Source organism: Aphanothece sacrum FPU1 (assembly GCF_003864295.1).
Lineage (GTDB): Bacteria > Cyanobacteriota > Cyanobacteriia > Cyanobacteriales > Microcystaceae > Aphanothece_B > Aphanothece_B sacrum.
On record NZ_BDQK01000013.1, the window covers coordinates 389,361 to 407,377 of the forward strand.

Below are 18,017 nucleotides of genomic sequence, written 5' to 3' on the forward strand. Positions count from 1 at the left end.
GAGGCGAAATATTCCGCCTAGAATATGATAATAATATCTCTATGTCACTAATATGGTTGCTTCCCCTGTAACATTCTCCATCAGCACCCTAAATTTATCCCCTGGCAGTCATGTCCTCATTGAACAGGTTAGTTGGGACGACTATGAAGCATTATTAGAGGAATTGGGGGGCGATCGCCGTATTCCTCGTGTTAATTACTGTCATGAAACCCTAGAACTCATGTCCCCGTTACCCGCCCATGAACGTCCGCATCGTATCATTTCAGATATAGTAAAAGCCTTTTTAGATGCCCAAAATAGAAATTGGGAGGATTTTGGTTCAACCACCTTTAAAAAACCTAAAAAAGCAGGTCTAGAACCCGATACCTGCTTTTATATTGATAATGCGCCACAAGTTCGTAGCCTTTTTCGGATGGATATGGCGATCGATCCACCGCCCGATTTAGCCATTGAATCTGATGTTACCTCAAAGACGACCATGGAAGCCTATCAAGTGATTGGAGTACCAGAGGTTTGGATTTATGACAATAATTGCCTGAAAATTCATCTTTTGCAGGAAGAAGGCTATGTGGAAACAGCAAACAGCCTAATTTTTCCTGATATCAATATCGTGCAAATTATCCCTAAACTTGTACAACAAGCTTTTGAAAAAGGAACTAGTCAAATGCTACGTGAACTTCATCTTTCACTAACTCAAAATAGTTAAAATAATAATTGTTTGAGATGAAACCAGTTTCAATAGCCATTGAAAATATCAAAGAAGCGATAAGTAACTGAACAAAAATAAACGTTACGGTGAAGTGAGCAGGGGAGCGCCGGAGCGCCGGAGAGGGGTTACAACCTAGTTACATTTCTTAACATAGTATTGTTTATTTATGTCCGACTACTTACAAGACTATTTAGAGACAATTGAAGAGTCAACTAGATGGCGATCGCAGTAAGTGTCTAACCTTGGCTAAAAAGATCCCAAATGGGTTCTATAAGGAATTCAGATTCTCCTTTTCCAAGCCGTGTGGTAGCTCATAATAAAATTAGTCCCCTAGCGGTAACTAGGGGACAACAGAAAACATTCTCTAGTAGGAGTTTAACCCATGAGCCAAACACCCATAACTGTCACTTACCCGTTAGAAGAAGTGCTAAAAGAGCTTAAGCAAGACATTAAAGACATAAACACCAAACTAGACAAGCTCAACACCATTGAGGTAGAGATAGCAAAATTAAGTGAGAAAGTAATCGGTATGGACAAGCGACTCGAAAAGGTGGAAGGTGAGCAAGCCACTATGGTTAAGGCTATTTCCGACTTGCAAGGTTTCCGTTCCCTGATTGTTCCTATTGTCGTAGCTGTATCAACCGCTTTATTAACTTTGGTTTTCCGTCTTGTTCCCAACCTCCCATAAGAAAAAGCCAGCTTAATCAAGCTGGCTTACTTCATTAAAAGTTTCCAGTTCAAATCCTGTCATTGAGACTGGATTTATCCTTTTGACATCCTGCGTGACCCGCGCTGTTTCCCTCACTTTTGCCTTAATTTTTCCAAAATTGAGTTTTCGGTTGATTTTTTGACAAGAAATAGGAGTCAAACCCGTGTTTTCTGCCAATTTAACCAGTGTTTCCCTAACTGATAGGCAAAAAGCAGCACAAAACAGGGATTATTAATTAAATATCGTTGCCATAACCGTTTAGGTTCCGCAGACAAGCGATATAACCATTCTAATCCTAAATTCATCATCCATCGGGGAGACTGAGAAACTTCTCCACTATGAAAGCTAAATGCGGCCCCCACTCCTATCATCACTAGGGGTAATTTTTCTACCTGGTTCGACATCCATTCTTCCTGTTTGGGACATCCTAACCCAACAAAGACAACTTTGGCCCCAGAATTAATAATCATTTGGCGATCGCTTTCTTCTTCTTCTGTTGTTAGGGGACGAAAAGGAGGAGAATAAACACCCGCAATTATTAAATTAGGAAACTGTTGGCTAAGATTTATTTGTAGTTTATTAAGCATGGTAGAAGTACCTCCATACAGAAAAATAGGAATACCTACTTGCTCTGCTCGCTCACACCAAGCTAACATTAAATCTGGGCCATATACTCTTGATTGTCTCTTAAAACCTAACAATCGTAAACCCCAAACTAAAGGCATTCCATCAGGGGTAACTAATGTTGCATTATTAATGATTTGTTGATAATTTTTCTGCCAATATCCCATCATAACGACATGAACATTAGCAGCAACAATATAACAAGCTGTTTGAGTTAATACCCATTTTTCAATGCGATCGCAAGCATCTTGATAACTAGTTCCATCAATACGAGTTCCTATAATTTTTTGCTGATAAAGTAGGGGTAAATTGATTGACATAATCATGAAGTGGATTAGGTTCTTCGATACAGCTTACCTTTTACTTTTCTTTTAATCTTGCAATCTTTAGGGGAGACAGCAAAAAAGACTGATCAGGATTCACCAAAAATCGTTTACGCACCGCTTCGCGTCCTAATAACATCCTAAAGCCCATCACATCCCGATTGGTTAGAGTTAATTCTATCGGCCAACTCTGACCCCCTAATTCCACCATAGTAACAATCACTGGCCTAACCTGAGCGTGTCCCCCCGAACTTCTCACCTGTCGCCATTCTATTAATTCCGCTTTCGTGGCCACCGTATAATGACTATCTCGCTGGCAAGGATGTACGGAAAAATGTACCATATCCTTTCCCTCTTGTTTAAAGGGTTCAATATGAAAAGCGTGTAAAGCTGAAGAACGGGCCCCTGTATCAATTTTAGCCTTAATTTCTTGAATCCCCAAGTCCGGCAAATCCAGCCATTCACGCCAACCAATAATCAATAATTTCGGATTTTTCATCACTTATAGAAGAAGGCAGAAGACAGAAAGCAAAATTTTAGTAATAAAACCAGGATTCTCTAACTTTTGGCACATACTAAAATTCTACCTCCTCCCTTCTGCATTTTTTAACAGTTATCAGTAAAAAGTTTTGATAACTGATAACTGATAACTGTTCACTGGTTTAAGAAGTGACCGATGCCGTTGAACGACGACGACGATAGGTTTTAATCGGTGCAGCATCCTGTCCAATCGGTTGTTCAGGAATTTGTAATAACAATACCACTAAGGGATTAGTCCGTAATTCACGGCGAATTAGTCGTTGTAAGGTACTCTCAATTTCCTCTTGTAAGAACCCCCAATCAACCGTTAATCCCTGGCTATTATTAGCGCGGGCAAAATCACACCATCGTTCCTCTAACAACCGTTCAATCGCTCGGATAATCAATTGTCGTAACAGAGAACGCTCAACTTTGGTTACTACTCCTCGCAGATGAATTTCTGGTGGAGTTAACAATTTACCCTCCCAGTTAATGGCAGTCGCAACTGTGACCACACCTTCTTCTGCTAACTGTTGACGTTCGAGCATCACGTGTTCATGAACAATTCCAGCCTGATCAACTAATTCAATACCAGAAGAAACTTGACCGCCTATTCCAATACTATCAGCCGATAACTCAACAATATCCCCATTTCTGATAATGACCATATTTTCCGCAGGAACCCCCACACTTTGAGCCGTTTGAGCGTGTTTTACCAACATCCGGTGTTCTCCATGAACGGGAATGAAGAATTTAGGACGGGTCAACGCTAACATCAATTTCTGTTCTTCTTGGGCCCCATGACCAGAAACGTGAATACCTTGATTTCGACCATAAATCACCTTGGCCCCTTGTATCATCAATCGATCAATGGTATTGACCACCGCAATAGTATTACCAGGGATAGGATTAGCAGAGAAAACAATCGTATCTCCTGGACGTACTTTAATATGGGAATGTTCTCCATTAGAAATACGAGTTAAGGCCGCTAAGGTTTCCCCTTGAGAACCCGTTGTCAGAATTAAAAGTTTCTCATCGGGTAAATTTCGAGTTGCTTTGAAGGGAATAAAAACATCATCGGGACATTTAATATAGCCTAACTCCCGTGCATGAGCGATAACGTTCAACATGGAACGCCCTACCACAGCAACTTTGCGGTTATGTTTTTGGGCTAATTGTAAAATAATATTTACCCGATGCACCGAAGATGCAAAGGTGGTAATCATTAACCGACCTTCTGCTTGGGCGATAATGCGATCTAAATTAGGATAAACCGAACGTTCCGAAGGAGTCATCCCCGGAACTTCCGAATTAGTGGAGTCACTGAGTAAACACAGAACCCCTTTTTCTCCATGTTCGGCTAATTTTTGCAGATCGAAATATTCCCCGTCAATAGGCGTATGATCAATCTTAAAGTCGCCAGTGTGAATCACCACCCCTAAAGGTGTATGAATGGCTATGGTGAAACTATCAGCCATTGAGTGGGTATTTCTGATAAACTCCACTGAGAAAGACTCACTCATTTTTACTATGTCTCTGGGGCCAACCGTTTTCAAAGTCGTACGGTCTGAAAGTCCCGCTTCCTCTAATTTATCTCGTAACAGAGCGATCGCTAATCTGGGACCGTAAATAATAGGAATATCAAACTGTTTGAGATGATAAGGAATACCCCCAATATGATCTTCATGACCATGGGTGGCAATCATCCCTTTAATTTTATGCCGATTTTCCCGTAAATAGGTCATATCGGGTAAAACAATATTAATACCGTGCATTTCACTGGTAGGAAAGGCTAAACCCGCATCTACGAGGATAATTTCCTCTTCATATTCAAAAATACAGGTATTTTTTCCGATTTCATGTAATCCTCCCAAGGGAATAATTTTGAGAGTAGGTTTAGTTGTAGTTTGAGTCATTGGCCTCCTAGAAATTAAATCGTAAGTTACGTGAATTTGTGATCAAACAATCGTTGCTTTAATAGCAATTAATATAAATCCTTAATTATAATTAAGGTTAAGTCTACTGGTTGTGTGATAGATTAGATTGTCATATAATAGTCAGCATTATATCAGAGATAAATCCTGTAAAACTAATTTTAATTCTTTCTCTAATTCAGTTGAAAGCTCGACTAAAGGCGGTCTTACACTTCCCACTTTCCATCCTTGTAACCTGAGAGCAGCTTTAATAGGAATGGGATTTGTTGTACAAAATAAGACTTTGAATAAAGGAAAAAGTTTCAAATTAATCTCTATGGCCTGCTTTGTTTGATTAGTTTCAAAGGCTTTTATCATCGTTTGTATTTGCTGACCCACTAAATGGCTGGCAACACTCACAACCCCTACCCCGCCTACTGTTAATAAAGCTAAGGTTAAAAAATCATCACCTGCATAAATCACAAAAGAAGTATCGGTCAGACAGCGAATTTTACAGGCTTGTTCTAAACTGCCACTTGCTTCTTTAATCCCAATAATATTGCTAATTTCTGCTAATTTAGCCACGGTTTCAGGAAGAAGATTTTGGCCAGTCCGCCCAGGTATATTATACAACATTATGGGCAAATCGGGTACACTTTGGGCAATTTCTTGAAAATGTTTATAAAGTCCTTCTTGGGGTGGTTTATTATAGTAAGGAACCACTTGTAGGGAACCATCTAACCCTAAGTCAGCAAGTTTTTTTGTCGCCTCTATGGCTGTTTTTGTGGAATTTGATCCCGTTCCCCCAATAATTTTAGCTTTATTACCAACGGCTTTTTTAACTACTTGGAATAACTGATATTCTTCTTCCCAACTTAATGTGGGTGATTCTCCCGTTGTACCACAAATGACCAACCCATCGCTGCCTTGTTCAACCAGATGGTTAGCTAATTCTTCAGCGACAGCGTAATTAATATTTCCTTGTTCATCGAAGGGAGTTACCATTGCTGTAATTACCCGTCCAAAACCGTGATCACTCATGCGTCTTGTTATTAATTATGATGGGTTTAGTCAGTATTTTTAAGAGATTTTTCAGCTTAAACAGTGAGGGGAGAACCAGTTAATTTAAGCCAATTTTTTTCCATTAACAATTCAGCAATTTGTATCGCATTAAGTGCGGCTCCCTTGCGAATTTGATCCCCACAAAGCCATAATTCTAAACCACAATGATGAGAGATATCTTGACGAATTCGTCCGACCAAAACTTCATCTTTTCCAGAGGCATCAATTGGCATGGGAAAATAATTTTTCTGCCAATCTTCAACTAATTTTATCCCTGGAGCTTGCGCTAAAATTGCTCTGGCCTTCTCTACGGGAAAAGGAGCATCAAACTCTAGATTAACCGCTTCTGAGTGGGCCCGCAATACGGGAACCCGTACACAAGTAGCGGTAATGCCCAGAGTGGGTGCATTAAATATTTTACGGGTTTCGTTGACCATTTTCATCTCTTCTTCACAATATCCCCTATCAGTTAAGGGAGAATTATGAGGAAACAGATTAAAGGCCAAGGGATAGGGTAAAACTTCGGCTTGAGGGTTTTCTCCCTTTAAAATGGCTTGAGATTGAATTTTTACCTCTTCCATCGCTCTAGCACCTGCACCACTAGCAGACTGATAAGTTGCCACGACAACCCTTTTAATGGATTGTACCTGATGTAAGGGATAAATTGCCAGTCCCATTAAAATCGTTGTGCAGTTGGGGTTAGCAATGATACCCCGATGATGAGCGGTAGCTTCTGGGTTAATTTCGGGAACCACTAACGGCACATCTGGGTTCATACGGAAGGCACTAGAATTATCTATCATCACGGCCCCTGCTTGAGTGATGGTGTTAGCCCAAGCTTTAGAGGTAGAGCCACCTGCAGACGCTAATACTAAGTCAACTCCTTTAAACGAACTAGCTTCTACTGTTTCAACCTTAAGCTTTTCCCCCTTAAATGTGAGGATACTACCTGCTGAGCGAGGAGAGGCCAGGAGTTTGAGACCAGCAAGGGGAAAATTGCGGCTGTCTAAGAGTTCGAGTAACTCAGTGCCAACGGCTCCTGTTGCCCCTAGTATAGCGACATTAATGGGCTGAGACAATAGATTATCCCTCCGTATGAGGAAGACATAGATTTTTCTATTATAGTTTACCAGAAAAATGAGTTTAAAGCCCCGTCCTATAAGGACGGGGCTTTATATTATTGGAAAATTGGGTTTAAAACCCCGCCGTTTTAGGGTGGCTTTATATTAAGTTTTGTGAATTTTACATGCTAAAACAAATTAATTTGTTTTAGCATGTAGTTAGCGGTAAAGCGCACAAACAATCACTCCGGAGTAGCTTCCCCAACTTTAGAACGTCGGAACAAATATCGCCCTAGAAAATGTAATGGTGACGCGGCTAGTAGGTTGAAGTTTGAAAACATGGGCCAACAAATAAATAAAATTTAGATCCGTTTGCGGTCGGTGCGCCCGTTAACGTTAAACAAACAGCCCAGTAATGGCGTTCTGGCGTGGACTGTTGCAGTCTAGTTAAGAGTCTATATGGGAATCCACTCGCATGCACGGCAGTGGAGGTTCAAGAAGCTTCTATCGCTACTGGCCAAGGCAAAAGTAGGGGTCAACGGCCCTTGACCCCTACAATGGGGTGTGCTGATTTTATCCATGTCCTAACGTCAATGTGTAGTGCTATATTTAGAGATTTTCTCTAAGCTTCTTTGAATAATCACCTTATTAAGCATTCGGAGAGAGTTCGTGGATTTATCCCTCATTCCTGCTCAGCCTAAACCTGGTTTAATCAATGTTTTGATTGAGATTCCCGCAGGTAGTAAAAATAAATATGAGTTTGACAAAGATCTTAATGCTTTTGCCTTAGATCGGGTACTCTATGCGTCTGTGCAATATCCCTATGATTATGGCTTTGTTCCTAATACTTTAGCTGATGATGGTGATCCCCTCGATGGCATGGTATTAATGGATCAACCCACTTTCCCTGGTTGTGTCATTGCGGCTCGTCCTATTGGTATGTTAGAGATGATTGATGGGGGCGATCGGGATGAAAAAGTTCTGTGTGTTCCCGATAAAGATCCTCGCTATACTCACGTAAAATCCCTCAAAGATGTTGCTCCCCATCGTTTAGACGAAATTGCCGAATTTTTCCGTACTTACAAAAATTTGGAAAAGAAAGTCACGGAAATTTTAGGTTGGAAAGATGTAGATGCTGTACTTCCCCTAGTGGAACAATGTATTAAAGCGGCGAGTAAATAGCATTTTTTAATGTCATTGCGAAGGGGTAGATTTCTACTATAGCATTACTGAAAAAGTTTAAGTAGGGGTCAACGGCCGTTGACCCCTACAGGATTCTTGGGGATGATAACCCCTGAAGCAATCAATGATTTTATTGCCCTTTTCTAGAAGAAAGTAATATCATCACAATAGTATTAATTATTTTACCTGCAACAACTATGCTGTTAAAGTCTACAACTCGTCATATTCGGGTCTATACGGCTGAAATCAAACAAAGTGAACTCATCCCCAGTGACAATGTCTTAACCCTTGATGTAGACCCGGATAATGAGTTTAATTGGAATGACGATGCCTTACAACGGGTTTACAGTAAATTCGACGAGTTAGTAGAATCCTGCAGTGGAGAGGATTTAACTGATTATAATTTACGTCGTATTGGCTCAGATTTAGAACATTTTGTCCGTTCTCTCTTACAAAATGGAGAAATTAGCTACAATCTTAATAGCCGGGTTTTGAATTATAGTATGGGGCTACCTAAAATTGAAAGTCCAGAAACGGAAGGTAAATATAGGTAGTAGATTAACACACCTCAAATAGTTCATTAACTGTCACAGGTGCGAGGGGGCAATAGAAGTATTAATTTAATTAACTTTTCGTTATACCCCCGAAGCAATCTCTAGGTCTATTACAACATTTTAGCGGTCAGTATAGTAGAGTCAAAAATGGATGAAATTTCAGACCCTAAATCCTTAAATATTTGGGATTATAAGCCTTGGTGGTGTCAACCTTGGTCAATTTTGCTAACTGGAATCATCATTGTTAGTGGAGGTTGGTTTATCACCAGGATTCTTTTGCTTACTGTTATTTTATCTGTTTTAATTGTTGTTTGGTGGGGGTATTTTTTAATGATTTATCCCCGACTTTTTAAAGAATATTTAGAGCAAGAGTTAAAGAATTTTCCGATAAAATAGCAACAATATTTCTAGAGAATGATTACTGACGGTTTGTTTCCGCGCTTTGCCAATATATAGTTTAAATGCGTCTTAGCTTATGAGAATTGCTATAAATTCCGAGGCGGTATTTCTCGTCCTTGATAAAATTGTCGTTCTAATTTACCTAATCTCCACCAAAATCCTATCATAATTAGTATGATTAAAGTTAATAAACTCACCCAAATTGTTGCTTCTTGACCTAATATTAATATTAATAAAGGTAGCAAACTAAAGATTAAAGTAGCAAGTATTATCAGTCCTAATTTAACTCTTTTTAAATTAGCTAAAGCCGTACGACAACTAGCACATTTTTTTGTATGAGAATGATATCTTTCTAGTAAACTATCAGTAGAAAGGGGGAGAGATAAAGAAACATTAGGAAAAGGTTCAGCCTGATATTGATTCACCCAAAGACGCAATTGAGAAACAAATAAATCTGCTTTTGTGGGTAAATAAAATGCCTTATTAAAATTAGCACTACCTCCTAATTCTTCGAGATAACGTTCTTGATAATGTAAGAAAATTTGATCATCTTCAAGTACTCCATTTTGCCCTAAATGGGAGTACCAACGAGGGGTTAACTTAATAAATATTCCAGGTAATTTTGCCGCGAATTTAAAAGGAAAACGAGCAAAAATTCGACACTCTCCTTTACGAATAGGAGTAGCATAAACAACCGTTAAAGTTCGGCCAAACTGTTTAGAAGTTAAATCATGCCACATCAGTCCAGGTGCAATAAAAGTCGTTTCTTGTCGTCCTAATGTTCCTTTACGGGGGCCTTCTTCCCAAACTCCTTTAAATCCCCATTTTCCCGATTCTATCACCTCTAATTCTACAGGGGCGGCATTTTTGCGGTTGCCTACGCTAAGATGATGAGTATAGGGAAGGTGACTCGAATCTAGGACATTTTCCATTAAGGTAAAAGCATCATAGGGTAGGTCTCGGAAGGTATTCAGACAAATCCAACCTTCAGGCTCTTTTTCTAAGATATCAACCACAGGAACGGCTGTTTTTACCGCATTTTCGGGATTACCTCCATAGACAAATAAAAGTCCTTGACGTACTATGATAGGAAATGCCCTTACAGATGCTCTGACGGAGGTTTCCGCTTGACTTCCTGGGAGTTGTTGAGGAATAATTTGACATTGGCCGGTTCCTGAAAAAGCCCAACCATGATAAGGACATTCTAAACATCCTTGTTCATTAATTCTGCCTTGGGATAGGGGGGCTAAACGATGAGGACATTTATCTTCAAATACCTGCCAAGTGTTTAGTTTTTCGTCCCACCAGATGACTAAATTAATGTCTAATAGGGTAAAAGGAGTGGGTTTAGTTTTGTCTAAATCTTCAACATAATGGACAGGATACCACACTTCTTTGGGGTCAAAAAATTCGGGGTTGATTCCACCTGCAGTTAAGCTTGAATTTTCGAGGGAATTAAGTAAAGATAGCACAAAGTTTAAAAATTAATAAGGTTTGTACATTAAGCTATTTAATAATTGTAGTTGGGTGTTGGGTTTCGTGCCTCAAACACCACTTCCTCTACTTGGGGAAACCCCAAGACCGGAGTGGTTCCCCAACCTACTATAATTAGGGTGAGAATTATTCTTCCCAAATTCCTAATTCTTTTAAGGATTCTCGTAATTTTTGTGCTTCTTTATGACAATCTTGTGCTTCATAAAGATTAATTGCTTCTTTAAATGCTTGAGAACTTTCTGCTAATTTCCCTAACTTAAATAATACTACCCCTAAATTTTGATGGGCAGGGGCATAAGTAGGACTCAAAGATAATAATTTCTCATAAACATTAACCGAGTCTCCAAATCGTCCCATTTGACTGTAGGTCATGGCTAAATTATAATAGCCTGTAACAAATCCTGCGTCAATTTGTATGGTAATTCCATACACTTCTGCTGCTTTTTTTAAGTCACCAATACCCTGTAATACTACTCCTAAATTGTTATAAGCCCCTAATTTTAAAGGCCCCATAATTTTCTGTTCAATTGCTTTTTGATAATGTTTAATCGCGTTTTCGTAATTTTGTTGGCGAGTATAAGCATTAGCTAAATGATAATGTAATTCAAACAAAACATGAGTATCTGCTAGATTAGATTTTAACCCCTGTTTCAGTAATTTTATGCCTTTTTTCTCTTGCTCAACTTGTAAATAAAGGGCCCCCAATTTACTACAAGTATAAGCATCAGTTGGATGTTTCTCTAAAAATCCTTCCATGGCTTTTTGCGCCCTGGTATACTTATCTAAAGACGCGATCGCCCCTGGTGTATAACCATAATGAAACATAGAAACAGCAGGAAGTTCAGCAATTTTCCAGTGATTTTCTTTCTTTAATAATTCCGTCACACTATCATCAATCATGGCATGATAAGGACGAGAAAATTTAATCTCTGGATGTTTACGAAATAACCGAGAAACTAAAGAATAAGGAGACTGAGACGCGCCAATTTCATGACGGACTAAATTAACTACTAAACTATCTGGATTTTCGATAGCTTCTTTGAGTTGTTCGACAACTTTATTGTTTAAAAGTTCATCAGCATCTAATACTAATACCCAGTCTCCTGTGACATATTCTAATGCCACATTACGCGCGATCGCAAAATCATTACACCAAGCAAAAAAAGGAACCGTCGCCCCAAATTGTTTGGCAATTTCTACCGTTCTATCTGTTGATCCGGTATCCATTACTATCATCTCATCAACAACGTTTTTAACGCTGTCTAGACATTGAGGTAGGTTCTGTTCTTCATTTTTGACAATCATGCACAGACTGAGTTTTGTCATAGTTCCTCATTATTTGATTACTTACGTTGAGGAAATTGATCGATTTTCGCCATTCCATAAAAGATAATTTGTTGATTACGAATGCGAATCCGATCAACCCGTAATTGGGTTCCATCTAAGGCAAATTTATCTAAGTCTAGCAAAGCATTTACATGATCGATCAACGCTTTTCCTAATGCGATCGCTTGCTCATTTCCTTGATAAACTACATCAATAAATTGTAACTTACGTCGCTCCTCAACTTGTAATTGAGCAGTAATATCTACTTCAATGATTTCTGATTGGTTCCCTAAACTAATCTGACTTTGAATACCTAAAGACTTATCATCATTGACTTTCATTTTGGTATTCTGAAAGTTGAGAGATTGTCCCTCATATTCCAACTTTTGTAATTTTTCTACTACAAAGGGAGTATTAAATGAGTTGGTTAAGTCTTCTTCCGTTAACATCACCCTCATGGTGGCTTGGGTGGGTTGTCTTAATTGTACCTGCCCTTTGAAAATTGCTCCGAAATCGATAGAAACTGCTTCGACATACAATTCCATGTCTTCAATGCGTAAGCCATTGTACATCAACATTCCATTGCCGATGAAGTCAAATCCGTCTACACTGCCTTGGAGTAACTTAGCAACGGGTTCGGCCCGTACAGTCGCGGATATTTTACCTGTTCGCTTGAACAAGGCTGAAATAGCCGCGCTAACTGCTTTGCTGACGATTTTATCGCCACTTTGATTGGGGAAGGGTAAGGTGCCAAACACGAGTGCTGTCATTTCCATTACTGGGTTGTACGCATTTTGATTTTAACATTAAGAATTATTAAGTGCTGTAACATTTCTTTACAAAGATTTGTACATAGAGATTAGTCAATTGAGACCATTTAACTTAATCTACAATTACAGCACACCCTCCAGGGAGACTCAAGGAACTTAATTAAATAAAGTTTAAATCTTTGTTGGCAAAAGCTGGATTTTGGATCTCTTATCAATGAGTTAACTTACACTGACTTAAATCTATCTTGAAATTATCCCCCCCCAGGGGAGGGTATCTTATACTGAGAATAAGAGGGTTTGTACAAGATAACCCCTAAATGTAGATTTACTAATTAGCAAGTGCAGTTGAGGGTAAGAACATGGTTGCCACATCCGAACAAATATATCAACAGTCTATAACTGGGTTAAAGGCCAGCGATCGCGTGGCTGTGTTATTAATGGGTTATGGTGAAGTGGAAAGTTATGAAGATTTTGCCAATTATAATGAACAAGCATTGAATCTTTTGACGGCTAAATTTGCTCCTGTTCCTACTTGGTTTTATCCTCCCATAGCGAAGTTATTGGCTATTTTTGATTTACATGAATGGCAACATCAACACGATCATTTTATTTCTCCTCATAATCATATTTTTGAACATCAAAGAGAAAGTATTGAGCAACAATTACAAGAAAAATGGGGCGACCGTGTTCAAGTTTTCAAAGCTTTTAATTTCTGTAAGCCTTTTTTACCTCATGAAGTTTTAACGGAAATTAAAGCGCAAGGATTTGAGAAAATACTGATTTATCCTTTGTTAGTGGTAGATTCTATTTTTACCAGTGGTATTGCGGTTGAACAAGTGAATAAATCTCTTGAACAATTAACTGAAGGAACGGAACATTGGGTCAAGGGTTTAAGATATATTCCTTCCTTTTATAATGAACCTAAATATTTGGACTTAATGGCCAAATTAGTTGAGGATAAAATTACTGAGGAATTAGGGAATAAATATCTTCCGTCTCAAATTGGTATCATTTTAATGAATCATGGTTGTCCCCATGAAGCAAAAGGGTTTACTTCAGGTATTGATGAAAGTCAAATGTTATATGAATTAGTCAGAGAGCGATTAATTCATCGTTATCCTTTAATTTCTGTAGGTTGGTTAAATCATCAAACTCCTTTGATTAAATGGACTCAACCTAATGCAGAATTAGCAGCTAAAAACTTGTTGGAATTAGGAGCAAAATCTTTAATATTTATGCCTATTGGGTTTGCTACTGAAAATCATGAAACTCTCTTAGATGTGGAGCATATTATTCATCATTTACAGCATAAACATTCGGATGTTACCTATGTGCAAATGCCTTGTGTGAATGATCACCCCGAATTTTGTAAAATGGTGGCACAATGGGCAGATTCTCACATTGCTGATTTATTATCAGCCGAAGCGTTAACTGTAAATCCCTCTTTAGCGAGGGTAAAATTAAATGCTGAACATCATCATGATCATGCTCATAATGGACATCATCATCACTAATTAATAATAAATAATTGTAGGGACACATGGGGCAAGGACATATTAACATTTAGTTGACAATCATAATTTTCCTATGCCTTGCCCCTACAATTATTAATCATTGATAATTAATGCAAAAAACCTTGTCAAACTTGACTTGACATGATATTATATAGATAATGGAGAATCTGCGCGCATATAACCTGTCTCCTAACAGCAAAAAATGTAGGGACACGACGTTAACAATCTTCGTATAAAACCATAATCTATAAATTGCCGTGTCCTATTAATTAAATCAGCGATCGCCTAATATGGGGCAAGGCAATATTAGAATTTAGTTGACAATCATAATTTTCTCATGCCTTGCCCCTACAATTATTAATCATCGATAATTAATGCAAAAAACCTTGTCAAACTTGACTTGACATGATATTATATAGATAATGGAAAATCTGCGCGCATATAACCTGTCTCCTAACAGCAAAAAATGTAGGGACACGACGTTAACAATTTTTGTTTTAAACCATAATCTATAAATTGCCGTGTCCTATTAATTAAAACAGCGATCGCCTAATATGGGGCAAGGCAATATTAACATTTAGTTGACAATCATAATTTTCTCATGCCTTGCCCCTACAATTATTAATCATCGATAATTAAGGAAAAACCCTAACTAAAACTTTATTTACATTAACAACAATGGATTTAGGCGCATTAAGAGAAGACTACACCCGCAACGGATTATCCCGTGAAGATCTTAATATTAGTCCTTTTAAACAGTTTGAAAAATGGTTTCAACAAGCTTGTGAAGCTGAGTTACCTGAACCGAATGCGATGAGTTTAGCGACTGCTTCGTCCCAAGGAGAACCATCATTAAGAACGGTTTTATTAAAATATTTTGATGACAAAGGGTTTGTTTTTTTTACCAATTATGAAAGTAAAAAAGCACAACAAATTGCTGAAAATCCAAAAGTAGCTATCTTATTTCTGTGGTTGCCATTAGAACGTCAAGTAAAAATTCAAGGAACAGCCACTAAAATTACCACAGCAGAATCTTTGAAATATTTTGTCACCCGTCCTAGAGGTAGTCAACTAGGGGCCTGGTGTTCTTCCCAAAGTTCAATTATTACCTCACGACAACTATTAGAAATGCAGTTTGAAGAACTCAAGCAAAAATTTGATCAAGGAGACATTCCCTTACCTTCATTTTGGGGGGGTTATCGCATTATTCCTCGACGTTTTGAATTTTGGCAAGGACGACCTAACCGATTACATGATCGCTTTTCTTATACAATAAAAGATCAAGAAAATTGGGAAATTCATCGTTTAGCACCGTGATTTTTTTATGCTACTGAAAACGGAAATGACCCTCTGTTGGGTTTCGTTCCTCAAACGCCACTTCCTCTACTTGGGGTCTCCCCAACCTACGGAAATTATTTATTATTTAATTACAATATGTTAATCTCGAAGCACATAAACAACCAATTATGCTAGTATCTGGGATAAATTTACAACCATTTCTTGATCACCTATGGGCAAGGTTCTGGTGCTAAACGCCTCTTACGAGCCGCTCAATATCACGAGTTGGCGCAGAGCGGTTGTCTTGTTGCTTAAGGGGAAAGCCGAGCAACTTGAAGACAATGGACAAATTCTCTATCGTGATTTTCCCTTTCCTTCTGTAATTCGGCTACGGCACTATGTAAGAGTTCCCTACAAAGAAATACCTTTAACCCGGCGTAATATTCTCGAACGAGATCGCCACGCTTGTCAATACTGTCACTATAAAGGAGAACAATTAACTCTCGATCATGTTTTTCCGCGATCGCGTGGTGGTGGAGATACCTGGGAAAACCTAGTTGCTGCTTGTGTGCGCTGCAACGTCAAAAAAGGGAATCGTACCCCCAAAGAAGCCAATATGATCCTGCGATCGCAACCCCGTCGCCCCTATAGTAGTCTACATTTTGAACTCGTTAAACATACCAGAGGAAATCTTAATCATGAGTGGCGAAAATATGTGATCGGCATTTAATTAATAGCCTTGTTAACCTTCTAATTGTGCCACCTGAAACCCCATTTCACATTCATAAACAGCCGCTTGATTATTCCCTACTGTACCAACAGAGTGACCACAATCTAGCTTACCATGATGCCAACGGGGTAAGCCTTGACGATCAGCCAATAAACAGCCCTGACAAACTTGTTGGACAGATAAAATATTTTCACGGGTTAAGACAACCAACATCTAACACCTCTCCTTAATGTCCAATGATCTTGAATTTCATTGTAATCCGTTAACAGGAAAATTATGGTTTTATCAAAAAAATTGCTACATAGCTTAATTTATTGTAATTATTTTCAAAATTAGACCCAAATTTTGGGAGGCTGAGGTTCATTGAGTTGGCCTTGCCAGTGAAATTAACTATAATGTTTAATTTGGGACATTGTGAGCCAACACAAAAGGATTGACAAAACGTGACTGATACTAATTTAGATTTTTTGGCCAAAACCGATCCGGCGATCGCAGAAATTCTTCAAGGAGAACTGCAACGTCAAAGACAGCATCTGGAGTTAATTGCTAGTGAAAATTTTACCTCGGCGGCGGTTTTAGCGGCTCAAGGTTCGGTTTTGACCAATAAGTATGCAGAAGGACTGCCAAAAAAACGTTACTATGGCGGTTGTGAACAGATTGATCGGGCCGAACAATTAGCCATTGATCGGGCTAAACAACTTTTTGGTGCAGCCCACGCCAATGTTCAGCCCCATTCAGGCGCACAAGCTAATTTTGCGGTGTTTTTGACCCTTTTAGAACCTGGAGATACCTTTTTGGGCATGGATTTATCCCATGGAGGACATTTAACTCATGGTTCACCTGTAAACGTTTCTGGGAAATGGTTTCAAGCGCGTCATTACGGTGTTGACCCCCAGACAGAACAACTCGATTATGATCAAGTTTTAGAGATCGCCCGCAAAGAACGACCTAAGCTGATTATCTGCGGTTATTCTGCTTATTCAAGAATTATTAATTTTGAGAAATTTAGAGCGATCGCCGATGAAGTGGGAGCCTATCTATTGGCTGATATCGCTCATATTGCCGGATTAGTAGCCACTGGACATCATCCTAACCCGATTCCCTATTGTGATGTAGTAACAACGACTACTCATAAAACGTTGCGGGGGCCCAGAGGTGGCTTAATTCTGACTAAAGATGCTGAATTAGGCAAAAAATTAGATAAATCGGTGTTTCCTGGGAGTCAAGGTGGGCCCTTAGAACATGTTATTGCGGCTAAAGCGGTCGCTTTTGGAGAAGATCTCCAACCATCGTTTAAGACCTATTGTGGCCAAGTTATTGCTAATTCCCAAGCTCTAGCCCATCAACTCACTGAACGGGGCTTAAAAATTGTTTCTGGTGGCACTGATAATCATTTAATGGTGGTAGACTTGCGTTCTATTGGGATGACAGGTAAAGAAGCTGATCGTTTGGTCAGTGAAGTTAATATTACTGCTAATAAAAATACCATTCCTTTTGATCCTGAATCTCCCTTTGTCACCAGTGGTTTACGGTTGGGTTCTCCTGCTATGACTACACGGGGTATGGGAACTGAAGAATTTAAGGAAATTGGTAATATTATTGCTGATTGTCTCTTAAATCGGGAAGATGAAGCGGTTAAACAAGATTGTTTACGTCGGGTTAAGGTTTTGTGCGATCGCTTTCCTTTGTATCCTCATTTGACAATTCCAGTTCCAATGCTTGTATAATAGGCTGTCACCCCGTCAGACCAAAACCCTCTATAACCATTTTAAATGCTTAATAGCTTAGGGATTACTTAGGGGGATAATGATTCCCCCTTCACAATGACAATAAATAATTATTTTTTGTTA

The 18,017-nt window shown here is 38.9% G+C and carries 18 protein-coding genes; 9 read left to right on the top strand and 9 right to left on the bottom strand.

Annotated features, from left to right (window positions below; genetic code table 11):
- Window positions 1-52: 52 nt before the first annotated feature.
- Window positions 53-706 carry a Uma2 family endonuclease gene (locus AsFPU1_RS12430; RefSeq protein ID WP_124976764.1) on the top strand — a complete coding sequence of 218 codons (654 nt, stop codon included), beginning with the start codon at window positions 53-55 and terminating at the stop codon, window positions 704-706.
- A gap of 385 nt (window positions 707-1,091) precedes the next feature.
- Window positions 1,092-1,397: a shikimate dehydrogenase gene (locus AsFPU1_RS12435; protein ID WP_124976766.1), complete on the top strand. Its 306-nt coding sequence runs from the start codon at window positions 1,092-1,094 to the stop codon at window positions 1,395-1,397.
- 176 nt (window positions 1,398-1,573) lie between these two features.
- Here the strand turns inward: AsFPU1_RS12435 and AsFPU1_RS12445 are convergent, their stop codons facing one another.
- The 5 genes from AsFPU1_RS12445 to AsFPU1_RS12465 all read right to left on the bottom strand — a co-directional run bounded on the left by AsFPU1_RS12445 (window position 1,574) and on the right by AsFPU1_RS12465 (window position 6,938).
- Window positions 1,574-2,362, bottom strand: a complete 789-nt coding sequence (locus tag AsFPU1_RS12445; protein ID WP_227875719.1) for a WecB/TagA/CpsF family glycosyltransferase — start codon at window positions 2,360-2,362, stop codon at window positions 1,574-1,576.
- A 40-nt stretch (window positions 2,363-2,402) separates the two neighbouring features.
- Window positions 2,403-2,864: an ATP-dependent zinc protease family protein gene (locus tag AsFPU1_RS12450; RefSeq protein ID WP_124976772.1), complete on the bottom strand. Its 462-nt coding sequence runs from the start codon at window positions 2,862-2,864 to the stop codon at window positions 2,403-2,405.
- A gap of 163 nt (window positions 2,865-3,027) precedes the next feature.
- Window positions 3,028-4,800, bottom strand: a complete 1,773-nt coding sequence (locus tag AsFPU1_RS12455) for a ribonuclease J (protein ID WP_124976774.1) — start codon at window positions 4,798-4,800, stop codon at window positions 3,028-3,030.
- A gap of 147 nt (window positions 4,801-4,947) precedes the next feature.
- On the bottom strand, window positions 4,948-5,838 hold the full coding sequence (dapA, locus tag AsFPU1_RS12460; RefSeq protein ID WP_124976776.1) for a 4-hydroxy-tetrahydrodipicolinate synthase: 891 nt from the start codon (window positions 5,836-5,838) through the stop codon (window positions 4,948-4,950).
- A gap of 56 nt (window positions 5,839-5,894) precedes the next feature.
- Window positions 5,895-6,938, bottom strand: a complete 1,044-nt coding sequence (locus AsFPU1_RS12465; RefSeq protein ID WP_124976778.1) for an aspartate-semialdehyde dehydrogenase — start codon at window positions 6,936-6,938, stop codon at window positions 5,895-5,897.
- 651 nt (window positions 6,939-7,589) lie between these two features.
- Here AsFPU1_RS12465 and AsFPU1_RS12470 point away from each other — a divergent pair.
- The 3 genes from AsFPU1_RS12470 to AsFPU1_RS12480 all read left to right on the top strand — a co-directional run bounded on the left by AsFPU1_RS12470 (window position 7,590) and on the right by AsFPU1_RS12480 (window position 9,052).
- The gene (locus AsFPU1_RS12470) at window positions 7,590-8,102 is read left to right on the top strand and encodes an inorganic diphosphatase (protein WP_124976780.1); all 513 of its coding nucleotides are present in this window, start codon (window positions 7,590-7,592) and stop codon (window positions 8,100-8,102) included.
- A gap of 197 nt (window positions 8,103-8,299) precedes the next feature.
- The gene (locus tag AsFPU1_RS12475; protein ID WP_124976782.1) at window positions 8,300-8,656 is read left to right on the top strand and encodes an NAD(P)H-quinone oxidoreductase subunit M; all 357 of its coding nucleotides are present in this window, start codon (window positions 8,300-8,302) and stop codon (window positions 8,654-8,656) included.
- Window positions 8,657-8,803: 147 nt separating this feature from the next.
- Entirely contained in the window at window positions 8,804-9,052 is a 249-nt protein-coding gene (locus AsFPU1_RS12480) for a DUF6737 family protein (protein WP_124976784.1), read from the top strand.
- Between the two features lie 89 nt (window positions 9,053-9,141).
- Here AsFPU1_RS12480 and AsFPU1_RS12485 read toward each other — a convergent pair whose 3' ends face one another.
- The 3 genes from AsFPU1_RS12485 to AsFPU1_RS12495 all read right to left on the bottom strand — a co-directional run bounded on the left by AsFPU1_RS12485 (window position 9,142) and on the right by AsFPU1_RS12495 (window position 12,645).
- Window positions 9,142-10,527 carry an aromatic ring-hydroxylating dioxygenase subunit alpha gene (locus AsFPU1_RS12485; protein ID WP_124976786.1) on the bottom strand — a complete coding sequence of 462 codons (1,386 nt, stop codon included), beginning with the start codon at window positions 10,525-10,527 and terminating at the stop codon, window positions 9,142-9,144.
- Window positions 10,528-10,675: 148 nt separating this feature from the next.
- Complete coding sequence (locus AsFPU1_RS12490) at window positions 10,676-11,875, bottom strand: glycosyltransferase (protein WP_227873595.1); 1,200 nt, start codon at window positions 11,873-11,875, stop codon at window positions 10,676-10,678.
- Window positions 11,876-11,892: 17 nt separating this feature from the next.
- Window positions 11,893-12,645 carry an LmeA family phospholipid-binding protein gene (locus tag AsFPU1_RS12495; protein ID WP_124976788.1) on the bottom strand — a complete coding sequence of 251 codons (753 nt, stop codon included), beginning with the start codon at window positions 12,643-12,645 and terminating at the stop codon, window positions 11,893-11,895.
- Window positions 12,646-13,004: 359 nt separating this feature from the next.
- On the opposite strand from AsFPU1_RS12495, the gene AsFPU1_RS12500 reads away from it, so the two are divergent.
- From AsFPU1_RS12500 to AsFPU1_RS12510, 3 genes are all read left to right on the top strand, one after another.
- On the top strand, window positions 13,005-14,159 hold the full coding sequence (locus AsFPU1_RS12500; protein ID WP_124976790.1) for a ferrochelatase: 1,155 nt from the start codon (window positions 13,005-13,007) through the stop codon (window positions 14,157-14,159).
- Between the two features lie 678 nt (window positions 14,160-14,837).
- Window positions 14,838-15,476: a pyridoxamine 5'-phosphate oxidase gene (pdxH, locus tag AsFPU1_RS12505; protein ID WP_124976792.1), complete on the top strand. Its 639-nt coding sequence runs from the start codon at window positions 14,838-14,840 to the stop codon at window positions 15,474-15,476.
- Window positions 15,477-15,669: 193 nt separating this feature from the next.
- Window positions 15,670-16,167, top strand: a complete 498-nt coding sequence (locus tag AsFPU1_RS12510; protein ID WP_124976794.1) for an HNH endonuclease — start codon at window positions 15,670-15,672, stop codon at window positions 16,165-16,167.
- A 12-nt stretch (window positions 16,168-16,179) separates the two neighbouring features.
- On the opposite strand, the gene AsFPU1_RS12515 is transcribed toward AsFPU1_RS12510, so the two are convergent.
- Complete coding sequence (locus tag AsFPU1_RS12515) at window positions 16,180-16,380, bottom strand: hypothetical protein (protein ID WP_124976796.1); 201 nt, start codon at window positions 16,378-16,380, stop codon at window positions 16,180-16,182.
- 230 nt (window positions 16,381-16,610) lie between these two features.
- On the opposite strand from AsFPU1_RS12515, the gene glyA reads away from it, so the two are divergent.
- Window positions 16,611-17,894 carry a serine hydroxymethyltransferase gene (gene glyA, locus AsFPU1_RS12520; protein ID WP_125061113.1) on the top strand — a complete coding sequence of 428 codons (1,284 nt, stop codon included), beginning with the start codon at window positions 16,611-16,613 and terminating at the stop codon, window positions 17,892-17,894.
- The last annotated feature ends 123 nt before the right edge of the window (window positions 17,895-18,017 follow it).